General features: G+C 55.8%; 9 protein-coding genes and 1 rRNA gene. 3 read left to right on the top strand and 7 right to left on the bottom strand.

Going from position 1 to position 12,309, the window contains the following annotated elements; genetic code table 11:
* Positions 1–9: 9 nt before the first annotated feature.
* Together rrf and ACN1CO_RS10995 are read left to right on the top strand one after the other, a co-directional pair.
* Positions 10–125 (top strand): 5S ribosomal RNA (gene rrf, locus ACN1CO_RS11000).
* Positions 126–401: 276 nt separating this feature from the next.
* Positions 402–1,688 carry an MFS family transporter gene (locus tag ACN1CO_RS10995; protein ID WP_419138944.1) on the top strand — a complete coding sequence of 429 codons (1,287 nt, stop codon included), beginning with the start codon at positions 402–404 and terminating at the stop codon, positions 1,686–1,688.
* Positions 1,689–1,906: 218 nt separating this feature from the next.
* Here ACN1CO_RS10995 and pssA read toward each other — a convergent pair whose 3' ends face one another.
* The 4 genes from pssA to trxC all read right to left on the bottom strand — a co-directional run bounded on the left by pssA (position 1,907) and on the right by trxC (position 7,355).
* Positions 1,907–3,262, bottom strand: a complete 1,356-nt coding sequence (gene pssA, locus ACN1CO_RS10990) for a CDP-diacylglycerol--serine O-phosphatidyltransferase (RefSeq protein ID WP_419138943.1) — start codon at positions 3,260–3,262, stop codon at positions 1,907–1,909.
* 117 nt (positions 3,263–3,379) lie between these two features.
* Positions 3,380–6,037: a GNAT family N-acetyltransferase gene (locus ACN1CO_RS10985; protein ID WP_419138942.1), complete on the bottom strand. Its 2,658-nt coding sequence runs from the start codon at positions 6,035–6,037 to the stop codon at positions 3,380–3,382.
* A gap of 139 nt (positions 6,038–6,176) precedes the next feature.
* Positions 6,177–6,854 carry a tRNA-uridine aminocarboxypropyltransferase gene (locus ACN1CO_RS10980; protein WP_419138941.1) on the bottom strand — a complete coding sequence of 226 codons (678 nt, stop codon included), beginning with the start codon at positions 6,852–6,854 and terminating at the stop codon, positions 6,177–6,179.
* A gap of 81 nt (positions 6,855–6,935) precedes the next feature.
* A complete protein-coding gene (trxC, locus tag ACN1CO_RS10975) occupies positions 6,936–7,355 on the bottom strand; it encodes a thioredoxin TrxC (RefSeq protein WP_008926766.1) in 420 nt (139 codons plus the stop codon).
* Positions 7,356–7,514: 159 nt separating this feature from the next.
* On the opposite strand from trxC, the gene ACN1CO_RS10970 reads away from it, so the two are divergent.
* On the top strand, positions 7,515–8,699 hold the full coding sequence (locus ACN1CO_RS10970; protein WP_419138940.1) for a tRNA/rRNA methyltransferase: 1,185 nt from the start codon (positions 7,515–7,517) through the stop codon (positions 8,697–8,699).
* 36 nt (positions 8,700–8,735) lie between these two features.
* Here the strand turns inward: ACN1CO_RS10970 and emrB are convergent, their stop codons facing one another.
* The 3 genes from emrB to mprA all read right to left on the bottom strand — a co-directional run bounded on the left by emrB (position 8,736) and on the right by mprA (position 12,140).
* Positions 8,736–10,271: a multidrug efflux MFS transporter permease subunit EmrB gene (gene emrB / locus ACN1CO_RS10965; RefSeq protein WP_419138939.1), complete on the bottom strand. Its 1,536-nt coding sequence runs from the start codon at positions 10,269–10,271 to the stop codon at positions 8,736–8,738.
* Between the two features lie 16 nt (positions 10,272–10,287).
* The gene (gene emrA / locus ACN1CO_RS10960) at positions 10,288–11,460 is read right to left on the bottom strand and encodes a multidrug efflux MFS transporter periplasmic adaptor subunit EmrA (protein WP_419138938.1); all 1,173 of its coding nucleotides are present in this window, start codon (positions 11,458–11,460) and stop codon (positions 10,288–10,290) included.
* Between the two features lie 149 nt (positions 11,461–11,609).
* Positions 11,610–12,140, bottom strand: coding sequence for a transcriptional repressor MprA (gene mprA / locus ACN1CO_RS10955; RefSeq protein ID WP_419138937.1), 531 nt, complete (start codon positions 12,138–12,140; stop codon positions 11,610–11,612).
* Positions 12,141–12,309 lie beyond the last annotated feature (169 nt).

The raw sequence follows: 12,309 nt of genomic DNA, 5'->3' as shown, positions 1-12,309 counted from the left end.
CAGAATTTGCCTGGCGGCTTTAGCGCGGTGGTCCCACCTGACCCCATGCCGAACTCAGAAGTGAAACGCCGTAGCGCCGATGGTAGTGTGGGGTCTCCCCATGCGAGAGTAGGGAACTGCCAGGCATTAAATCAGTGAAGAAGCCCCGCACAGCAGTGCGGGGCTTTTTTACGTCTGAATTTTGCTGTATTTAGCAGAAATGTTTATCATTTGCCGGCTTCCAGCAGTCTCATCATCCCCAGGTTCTTCTTTAAAATCGTCAGCAACCCGCTGATTTTTCGATAATAAGCGACATGGCTCACAATAATAATCTCGGATTACCCCGCCTTTACCTCTCATAGACTTAAATGCTTTACTCACTCCTTTAAATGCTGTTGATCAGCAAGGAACAGAGGTAAGTCATGACACCCAATAATAAAACTCAGACGGATGATACAAAGAAACGCATCTGGGCAATCGTCGGCGCGTCATCGGGCAACCTGGTTGAATGGTTCGACTTCTATGTCTATTCATTCTTCTCGCTCTACTTTGCGCACATATTCTTCCCGCAGGGCGATACCACAACGCAACTGTTACAGACCGCTGGCGTTTTTGCGGCAGGATTTTTAATGCGTCCGATTGGCGGCTGGTTGTTCGGCTATATCGGCGACAAACATGGCCGAAAAAATTCGATGCTGGTTTCGGTCTGCATGATGTGTTTTGGTTCGCTGGTGATCGCCTGCCTGCCCGGTTATGCGACGATCGGCGTGGCAGCTCCTGTCATTCTGCTGCTGGCACGTATGTTTCAGGGATTATCGGTGGGCGGAGAATATGGGACCAGCGCAACCTACATGAGCGAAGTGGCTCTGGAAGGGCGCAAAGGATTCTATGCCTCATTCCAGTATGTCACGCTGATTGGCGGTCAGTTAGCGGCGGTACTGACCGTGGTGGTCCTGCAATTTCTGCTCACTGATGCAGAGCTGCGCAGCTGGGGCTGGCGTATTCCATTCTTCCTCGGTGCACTGCTCGCCGTTGTCGCATTATGGTTACGACGCTCTCTGGAAGAAACGTCCGATAAGGCCAGCCGTGAACATCGCGATGCGGGTAGCGTAATCGGGTTACTGCGCAATCATACCCGTCCCTTCCTGATGGTGCTGGGTTTCACCGCCGGTGGCTCCCTGAGTTTTTACACCTTCACTACCTACATGCAGAAGTATCTGGTTAACACATCTGGCATGGATCCAAAAACGGCAAGCGGGCTGATGACTGGTGCGCTGCTGGTCTTTATGCTGATTCAGCCGATTATCGGTGCCCTGTCAGATAAAATTGGCCGTCGCACCTCGATGATGATCTTTGGCGCGGGCGCGGCGATTTGTACCGTGCCGATTCTGACCCTGCTGCAAAATGTGCAAAGTCCCGGCGTGGCCTTCCTGTTGATTATGCTGGCTTTACTGATTACCAGCTTCTACACCGCCATCAGCGGCATTCTTAAAGCCGAAATGTTTCCGCCACAGGTGCGTGCACTGGGTGTCGGGCTCTCTTATGCGGTAGCGAATGCGCTATTCGGTGGGTCGGCGGAGTATGTGGCGTTGCTGATGAAGCAGCAGGGGATCGAGACCACCTTCTTCTGGTATGTCTCAGCGATGGGCGCGGTAGCGTTTCTGGTGTCGCTATTGCTGCACCGGCGCGGTAAGGGGATTAAGCTTTAACAGAGTTACTGACTCATATTCCACAGGGCAATGCCGCTGGCTGCACCGGCGGCATCCCATGCGAAATCTTTCCAGCTCCAGCCGCTGCAAGCGCGGCAGAAACGACAATGTGTTCCGCTTTATCCCGTCCGGTCCACTGATCTTCCGCCATATGGGCGCATCCACTACACAACAGTACACAAGCAGTACCCTTCGCATAGTGGATGTGGCCGCAGCAACTAAAGAATACGGCTGATCAGGCGATCGATACGTATCCGGCGCAGACGACGAATCAGTTTCCGCACCTTGGCCGGGTAGTCGGCAATACTCTCCAGCTCACGAAAATGCGTCACTACTGTCGTGTTCTGGCGAATTAAAGCCAGTTCCTTCTCACGCTGAGCGGCTAATTCCTGATGAGGATCGTGGATCAGCACCGCATTTTCCAGATCGAGCCGCCAGGCACGTGGATTAAGATTATTACCGGTAATCAGCTGCCACTCATCATCAACCCACATCCCTTTGAGGTGATAACTGTTTTCGCCATCCTTCCACAGTCTCACAACCAGCTGATCGGTTGTAACGTAGTAGTGCAGACGACTCATGAAGCGACGCAGATTGATTTCATACAGGTAAGGCAGCGCGCCAATGATTTTAAACGGCTGATCGGGCGCGATGTAGAAATCATTGGCTGTTTTATCACCGACGATGATCTCGACCTGTTTTCCCTGACGCAGCAGATGAATGATATTACGCACCAGCAGGGCGGGCATGTTGAAGTAGGGGGTACAGATGATCAGCTTCTGTTCCGCACAGGGCATCAGGTGGAAAATGGTTTTATTGAGCAGGCTATGCTTGCCCAGACCGACCAGCGGCGTGACCGTCAGTTCATCGTTGCCGGCATTCCCTTCAAACTGATAATTGAAGCCTCGCAGATCCTGACGGAACTGGCGCGTCTCATTTTTGATTTCAGGGCTTGAAGGACGCTCAGCAAAATCGAGCCGGTTGACCGCTTCCGCAGGCTTGAGATTGAGCGTAATCCAGTCATACATCGTATCGGTCAGCTGGCGATTACGGATAACCTGGTAGCGATCGTAGCGATACTTATCATGCTGATGCAGGTAGACATCATTGATGCTGGCGCCACTGTAAAGCAGCATATCATCAATAATGAACCCTTTAAGATGCAGCACGCCCAGCGCTTCACGGGTATTAACCGGGATACCATAAACCGGGATGGCGATATCCGGATAGCGGGTCGCCATTTCGCAATACCAGTCGGCATTGGTTACGCCCCGCGCTGCGCCAATCCGGCCACGCTGCGCACGGTGCCAGTCAACCAGAATCGAGATATCCAGCTCCGGCCGCGCCTGCTTCGCACTATAAAGCGCATCCATGACGGCACGCCCGGCGTCATCATTTTCCAGATAGAGCGCAACAATACAGATGCGTGTCTGCGCTGCCGCAATCTTCTCCAGCAACGTCTGGCGAAATTCGGCAGGCGAGTAAAGTGTCGACACATCCGCAACGGATTGTGACAGTTTCGGCAGCTGTGCGAGGTGTTGTTGGTGTTTGTTACGTTTAAATTTAGACAACATCACAGTGCACTTCTTCTCTGTTCATTGCATGGCCTTTTGCCATCAAATCAGGGTTATAACCATAAATAATAACATCAACTCCGTCGATTCGAACGTTTTTTACCTTTCTCTACAAGGTTAGTTGATCTCATTCTGTAAAGACAATTTCAGGCTGACAATACCGTCATCCAGTTGAATATCAACATGAAAATTGAGTTTTCGGGCCAGCGTAATCATGCCGCGGTTATGGGGCATGGTGATACCGTTCAATTGTTGCAAGCCGTGATGTCGGGTGTAACGAATCATTTTTTCCAGCAGACGACGACCCATGCCTAACCCTTTCAGGTCGGAACGGACCAGCACCGAAAACTCTGCATCAATGTTGTCCGCATCAGAAATTGCGCGGGTGACGCCGATGATCTCGGGGCGTCCCTGATGCTGACGTACCGCCACAATCGCCATCTCGCGGTCATAATCGATTTGAGTCATATTGGCGAGATCATCATGTGTAAACTCATTGATCTCACTAAAGTAGCGGTAGTAAAGATCCTCTTTGGTCACCTGACTGATGAAATCGCGCAACAAGGGTTCATCTTCAGGCAGGATCGGGCGGAACAGACAGAATTGCCCATCCTTTAACTCCACTTCTTCTTCCAGATGCTGCGGATAAGGGCGTATTGCCAGCCGCGCTTCGTTATCGCCGTGGAAAGGAGCCAGCGTCAGAGTGACATCCAGCAGGGTAAAATCATTGCCCGCCGCCAGCAGCGGATGAATATCCAGTCGCTGGATCTCCGGGCAATCCACCACCAGGTTAGAGACCTGTACCAGCAGCTGGCTCAAACCGGGGACATCGAGCGGATTCAGGGCGCTGCGGCTGCGGATTTTGCCGCTCTTGATCGCCTGGATTACCAGATAGCGTGCCAGCGTCATATTCAGCGGTGGCAGGGCAACGGCAGCCTGTTTATCGGCCTGCCATTCAACACCGCCTTCGCCCAGCATGATGATCGGGCCAAACAGGGCATCCTGTTCGACCACGACCCGCAGTTCCTGCGCACCCGCACGGCTGGCCATACTCTGAACCAGCAGCCCTTCAATACGAGCCTGCGGCAGCGTCTGTTTTACCCGATCAAAAATGGCCTCGGCGGCATGCTCCACTTCGCTGGCATTGCGCAGGTAGAGCATTACGCCCTGAACCTCCGACTTATGGGCGATATCAGGCGAGCGCAATTTCAGCGCCACCGGATAGCCAATCTGATCGGCAATCACCACGGCCGCCGCGCTGTCGCTGGCGATCCAGGTCGGCAGCGTCGCCAGCCCGTACGCCTGCAGCACCGGCTGGACTTCGTGGGTATCCAGCGCGGTGATACCACGCGCCAGCGCCTGTGACAGCAACTGGTGAGCATGGGCGCTGTCCTGGTTCAGCGTGGCGGGCAGGGCAGGGGTTTCGCGCAGCTGCTTCTGGTTACGCCGGTACTCAACCTGATGCATAAAAGCGGTAACGGTGCCTTCGGGCGTGCGCCAGGTCGGTATACCCGCCTGCGTAAAGGCCCGACGCGCCGCCTGAGAAGAGAACTCGCCGCTCCAGTTGGTCAGCAGCGTTACCAGCTTTCCGCGCGGGTGACGGGTAATGGTGTCGATCAGATGTGTAGCCGTCTCAGTCGCAGGCGCGACCGCGCTTGGCGCATGAATAATCATTAATGCATCGAGTTCATGGCTATTGAGCAGGATCTCCACACAGGCAGCGTAGCGTTCGGCGGTCGCATCATCTTTTAAATCCAGCGGATTACCGCGCCCCGCACCTGCGGGCAATAGCGCTTCCAGTTGCTGACGCATCTCATCGCTGAGCTGCGCCAGTTTGCCATTACGGGCATAAAGCTCATCCAGCGCCAGTGCGGCAGGTGCGGCACCATTACTGATGATCATCAGCCTGTCGCCCCGCAGCGGCCGCATATGGCTCAGCGACTCAACGGCGGAGAACAGCTCATGGGTATCCTGCACCCGCAGCAACCCGGCGCGCTGAATGGCCGCATCCCAGGCGGCGTCGAGCCCGCTGTGGGTGCCAAGCAGCGCCTGTGCTTCACGGCTGCGACCACTCTTAATGATCAGAATCGGTTTATTACGGGAGGCACTGCGTGAGGCAGAAACAAAACGACGCGCGTCGCTGAGGTGTTCGAGATAGAGCAGGATGGCGCTGGTCTTGCCGTCGCGTGCCAGAAAATCGAGCAGGTCATCGACATCGATATCCAGACTGTCACCCAGCGCGATAAACCAGGAGAAACCGAGATTACGCTGCTGCGCCCAGTCGAGAATAGTATTAGACACGGCGGCGGACTGGGAAATAAACGCGATACGGCCTTTCTCTATCGGTACCGGCGAGAAGCTGGCATTCAAGCCCTGCCAGGGCGCCAGCAGACCAAGACTGTTCGGTCCCAGCAGACGTATCTGCCACCGGCTGGCGCAGGCTTTGAGTTCGGCCGACTGGCTGGCGGGAGCAGAGAGAATAATACAGGCCTTGCAGCCTTTCTCACCGAGCTGTTGCAGCAATTCAAGGTTACGTTTTGAGTGGGTGCAGATGACCGCCAGGTCTGGCGCGAAAGGTAAGCTGTCGATGGTGGGCCAGGCCAGCACGCCGCTGACCGCTTTATATTTTGGCGTCACCGGCAATACCGGCCCACTAAAACCGCCCGCCAGCAGGTTACGCATCATAAAGTACCCGGCACGCCCTGGCGTTACCGAGGCACCAATCACCGCAATTGATTTAGGTCGTAACAGCGCTTCCAGTCCGCGTTGGCTCATCTCGCCCTCCAGAGATCGGGATTTGCGTGATTGTAAACGCTTTTTGCGGGCAGCGCTTCCGGGCAGATCGCACGCTGGACATCCGAATCCTGGGATCTGTCAGAGCAGGCTTTCGCCTGCCAGGAGAAGAGGGATGCGGTTAAGCCTGTCCGGGGTGATGCGGTTTTCCTGCCAGGTAGGCCGCGCGGAACTGATCGAAATGGTGAGATAACGCCTCTGCCGCCCGCCGATCGCCCGCCTGCGCCAGCAGCGCCGCGGCGACTTCAGCGGTACAGTGCTGTCCTTCGCCATGCGCTTCACGCAGCGTATAGCGCGAAGGCGTGCTGACATCCAGCGACATTACCGGCAGAGCATCGAGCCAGGGACTTTTGCGAAACATTTTGCGTGCTTCGGTCCAGGTGCCATCGAGCATAATAAACAACGGCGGCTTGCCGGTGGCGGGTGGCGTTGTCAGCACCTCGCGACCGGGATCGGCATAGGAGGCCGGGAAGACGACCAGCGGCTGATAATCGGGATTGCGCACGGCCGCCAGTAGCAGCGGATCCGGCTCGGTGCGTGACCAGCCAAAAGCCTGGGTATCCGGCAGAATATCGGCAATCAGACGGCCGGTGTTGCTCGGCTTCATCGGCTCGGTATCAAACATCACCAGGCAGAAGCGGCTACGGGCAGACTGTGGCACGATCTGACTGCAGAGACAGTTGGCCTCTGGCAGCAGACAGCCCTGGCAGCGAATGACCCGATTTCCACGCGCGAGGAAAGGACGGGTGGCGCGGGCCAGGCGTTGGGTGCGCAAGCGCAAAACAGCATTATCAGACATGAGTATTCAGGGCAGGAAAAACGTCAGTGTAATCGAAGCGCAGATGAAAAGGAAAAGGCCAGACTGGCTGGCCTCCGAAGATTAAAGTGATTCGTCCAGCCATTCGTTAAACGGCGCTTTGGGCATGGCACCGTTCAGCATGTCCACACGCTCGCCGTTCTTAAACAGCATGATGGTCGGAATACTGCGAATGTTGAAACGGGCGCTCAGGGCGGGTTCCGCTTCGGTGTTCACTTTAATGAAGCGGACTTTCCCGCTGCGCTCACTGGCGACATCTTTAAACACCGGCGCAAAATTGACGCAGGGACCGCACCAGGGCGCCCAGAAATCGATCACCACCGGCAGATCGTCCTGCAGATATTTGTCAAAGTTAGCGCTGGTGGCATTAACCACTTCGCCATCAAACAATGCATTTCCGCAGCGGCCACATTTCGCCGCGTCGGCAAGGCGTTCTTCAGGAACGCGATTGGTTGCCTGACAGGAAGCGCATACCGTATTCATAGGAACCTCTGGGGTTGAAAAGTGTCAGTCTGGTAATAGTTGTCCATTATGAAAGGGGGCGGATTTTCGCTCAATCTGGATTGCTCTATAGGTTCAATAGTTGATAGCTAAGCGCCAGCACATCAGGTAATCTGCGCGCTCTAAATGCAGGAGGAAGACATGAACGACGAATTTAAAGGCAAGAGCGGCAAGGTTAAGGTGATGTACGTGCGTGGCGAGGACGATAAGAGCGCGCGCGCGCCGAATCCTCGTACAGGCAAAGGTGGTCACTCTGCTGCCCGCCCGGATGATAATCGTCGTTCGTCTGGCCCCCGTACCGAACGCGGTCAGGAAGGCGGTCGCTCCGCTGGCCGTCGCAGCGACGACACCGGTCGCAGCAGTTCACCGCGTCGTGATGAAGGCGGACGTGGCGCACCACGCCGTTCAGACGATGGCGCAGGTCGCCGCAACGATCGTGGCGATGATAGCCGTGGCGCCTATGGCAGCAGCGACTCCCCGTGGCGCACCGTGTCACGCGCGCCATCAGCCGATCGTGCCGCATCGCCTGAGAGCGACAAGCCCGATCACGGTGGCATCAGCGGCAAAAGCTTTGTCGATCCTGAGCAGATCCGTCGTCAGCGTAACGAAGAAACCCGCGTCTATGGTGAGAACGCCTGTCAGGCGCTGTTCCAGAGTCGTCCGGAAGCGATTGTTCGCGCCTGGTTCATTCAGGAAGTGACCCCGCGTTTCCGCGAATCGCTGCGCTGGCTGGCGGCTAACCGCAAAGCCTATCACGTGGTAGAAGATGCAGAGATCACCAAGGCCTCCGGCACTGAACATCATGGCGGCGTCTGCTTCCTGATCAAAAAGCGCATGGGTATGGCGGTTTCTGAATGGCTGAGCCAGGCAACGACCAAAGATTGCGTACTGGCACTGGAAGATGTCAGCAACCCGCATAACCTCGGCGCGATTATGCGCAGCTGCGCGCACTTTGGCGTAAAAGGTTTGCTGGTGAATGACGCTTCGCTGCTGGAGTCAGGCGCAGCGGTACGTACCGCAGAGGGCGGGGCTGAGCATGTGCAGGCTATCAGCGGCGCAACCTTCAGCGAAGGTCTGGAAGCGTTCCGTAAAGCCGGTTACACCATCGTGACCACCTCCAGCCATCAGGGCACGCCGCTGGCGCAGGCTCAGCTGCCGGAGAAAATGGTACTGGTGTTAGGTCAGGAGCGTGAAGGTCTTTCTGACACCGCGTTCAAACAGGGTGACATGAGCCTGTCGATTGGCGGCACCGGTAACGTAGAAAGCCTCAACGTCTCCGTCGCAACCGGCGTACTGCTCGCCGAATGGTGGCGTCAGAACGCATAAAAAAACGGGCCGAAAGGCCCGTTTTGCTGTGTGACATCAGTGCGCGCCACCGCCACCACCGCCTGCGCTAAACGGCGGACGGGCAAACCAGATCAACACCAGCAGGATCAGGAACACTCCCGCCGACGCCCAGAAGATTTCATTCGCTGAAATAATCAGTCCCTGATTGGTAATCTGCTGCGCGATGTAAGCAGACGCCTGCTGCTGCGTCATCCCCAGGCTCTCCAGCTGGCTATACATCTGCTGCGAATTGACGTTGTACGGGGTAATCGACTCCGTCAGGTAGCTATGATGCATCGACTCGCGGTTCGTCCACATGGTGGTAGTAATCGACGTTCCCACCGAACCGGCAAAGGTACGCATAAAGTTCGACAGGCTGGATGCGGCGGCCATACGCTCCGGCGGCAGTCCCGACAGCGTAATGGTGGTCAGCGGCATAAAGAAGCAGGCCACGGCAAAGCCCTGGATAAACTGCGGCCAGGCTGAGGCACCAAAGTCCATCCCCGGTTCAAACGTATACGCGCGCCAGTAGAAGCAGACGGCATACATAATGAAGCTGAACGTGACCAGCCGTCGCATATCGAGCTTATGGGCAAAGCGGCCAATGATCGGCGACAGGATCACCGGCAAAATCCCCACCGGCGCAGATGCCAGCCCGGCCCAGGTTGCGGTATACCCGTAGACCTCCTGCAGCAGCTGCGGCAACAGCACTATCGAGCCGAAGTAGAGCATATAAGCCAGACTGATCGACAGGCAGCCGATGGTGAAGTTGCGCGACTTAAACAGCGACAGGTCGATGATCGGGTGATCGTCTGTCAGTTCCCACACCAGCAGCACGGACAGCGCAATTACGGCCACTACCCCGAGCACGATAATCTCGGACGAGTTAAACCAGTCGAGCTCCTTTCCGCGGTCCAGCATGACCTGCAGACAGCCGATCCCCACCACCAGTAGCACCAGCCCGACCATATCGATCCGCCGGATTTCGGTTTTGGTTTCCCGGCCACGCAGGGTCTGCAGCGTCAGTATCACCACCGCCACACCAATCGGCACGTTGATAAAGAAGATCCAGCCCCAGTGATAGTTGTCGCTGATCCAGCCACCCAGTATCGGGCCACAGATCGGTGCCACAATCACCGTCATCGCCCACAGCGACAGCGCAACACTGCGTTTCGCGGGCGGATAGTTGTTGAGCAGCAGACTTTGCGACAGCGGGATCAAAGGACCCGCGACAATCCCCTGGATGACGCGGAAGAAGATCAGCATCTCCAGGCTATCTGACATGCCACACGCCCAGGAGGCGATGGCAAACAGGATGGTCGACCAGGTGAAGAGCTTCACTTCACCGATGCGTTTTGCCAGCCAGCCGGTCAGCGGGATCGAGATCGCATTCGCCACACCAAACGAGGTAATTACCCAGGTACCCTGAGAGTTCGACGCCCCCAGGTTCCCGGCAATGGTAGGGATAGCCACGTTGGCGATGGTCGAGTCCAGAACCTGCATGAACGTCGCCAGCGACAGCGCAATGGTCATCAGGACCAGCGGCATCCCTTCAAGCGGTTTTTGTGCCATTACAGCCTCCGCGTCATCATCCGGCGTTGGCGCGGACGATATCGGTGATCAGCTGATTGACCGGCGCAAGGTCAATCGCCAGCGCGTTGCTGCTGTAAGCGGCCTGCTGACGGGCGCTGGTGGCGAGCGCGCTACCTTCTTTGCTGGTGGTATCGATTTTAACCAGCGTGGAGAGGCCAATGCGCAGTGGATGTCTGGCGATATCTTCCTGATTCAGTTCGATACGAACCGGCAGGCGCTGAACCACTTTGATCCAGTTACCGGTGGCATTCTGGGCAGGCAGCAGAGAGAAGGCGCTGCCGGTGCCCATATCCAGACCCACGACTTTACCCTGATAAACCACTTCATCACCGTAGATATCGGCAACCACGGTGGCAGGCTGACCAATGCGAACGCCAGCCAGTTGGGTCTCTTTGAAGTTGGCATCGACCCACAGATTGGTGGCAGGTACGACAGCCAGCAGCGGGGTGCTGGTGGAGATTTGCGAACCGACCTGCACGCTGCGACGGGAGATAAAACCATCCATCGGGCTGCGGATTTCGGTGCGCTGCAGCGCCAGCCAGGCGTCACGCAGCTCAGCCGCACTCTGTTGAACGGCAGGCTGATTCTCCAGCGAGGTATTGAGGATCATCGCCTGATTAGCATTGTATTGCTGAATTGCTACGTCCAGTTGCGCTTTGGCGGTGGCCACGGCGTCACGGGCGTGCTGCAACTCTTCACGACCAATCAGATTGGCTGCACCCAACGGCTCACGACGTTTCAGGTCGGCTTCTGCCTGTGCCAGGGCTGTCTGCTGCAGCGTAATGCTGGCCTGATACTGTTTGCCATTGATCATCAGCTGATGAGTCTGACGTACGCTGGTGGCCAGGGCCGTCTGTGCTTTTTCAAACGCCTGCTCAGCATCGGTCTTATCGAGTGAAACCAGCACATCGCCTTTTTTGACGAAATCGGTATCTTCAAACCAGACTTTATTTACGCTACCGGAAACCTGAGCCATCACCTGCACCTGATTACCCGCAATGTAGGCGTCATCAGTTTCCTGGAAATGGCGCAGGACCAGGAACCAGTAAACTCCCCAGGCAATACCAATCAGCACAAAGATCAGCGCCAGCACAATGAGCACACTTCTGCGCTTCTTTTTTTTACTGGCTGACGGTTGCGGGCTTTGTGCTTCTGCCGTTGCACTCATGACTTTCTCCACGTTTTCCATTTAGTCGGGCAGCAGAAATCCATTTCCGCCAGCGCCCGAGTCGAAAAAGCCAGCGACTGAGCGCTGGCCAGATAAAAAGGAAATTAAAATAACGATTTCGACAGGTGATTGTGTCGCACTTATTGCTATTAGCGGGACAGCGAGGCGATAAGCTGGTCTTCATCCATTTTATCAAGACGATTAAGCAGCTTACGGGTGATGCCTTCCAGCTGAGATTTCTCATCGACCGACAGCGACGACCAGAGGTATTGCAGGCTCTGATGCTGAGGTGGCAGCAGCTGACGCAGGAACTCCATCCCTTTATCGGTCAGGTGCAGGTGCAGGCAGCGACGGTCTTGATCGCTTTCGCGACGCTCAATCCAGCCGCGCTTTTCCAGCTCATCCGCAATGCGCGTCGCATTGGTGCGTGAAGAACCAAGGGCTGAGCTAAGCTCAGAGGGCTGAATGCTGTGATTTTCCTGCGCATCCAGCGTAATCAACGCCATGAACAGGGTTTCATTAATACCCTGTGCTTTCAGCATCTTATTACGGTTGTCCAGCAGTTTACCCTGCATATGCATACAGAGACGCGTCAGAATAATTTCCTGTAGCGGAAAATCCTTATGGCGATTGGCACGGATGTTTAGCATCTGCTCAATGGGAGTAAACGAACTTTCCATTAAAAAAAACCTCACTAATTGCAACTTGTATAATAACTATGGTGACAGGATAAGCGTAGTCACTTTTTGGCAGGTGATCGCTCATAGACTCGCACTCTGCACCATCAAAGGTATTCCAGGCCATTCCGTGGCCCTGGGTCAAAAACCCGTACGCCCGGCAGCAGCGCTG

The sequence above is a fragment of the Pantoea sp. R13S299 genome (genome assembly GCF_048515925.1).
GTDB lineage: Bacteria > Pseudomonadota > Gammaproteobacteria > Enterobacterales > Enterobacteriaceae > Pantoea.
Note: the sequence above shows the minus strand (reverse complement) of the source record. Positions and strands in the feature narration are given on the sequence as shown.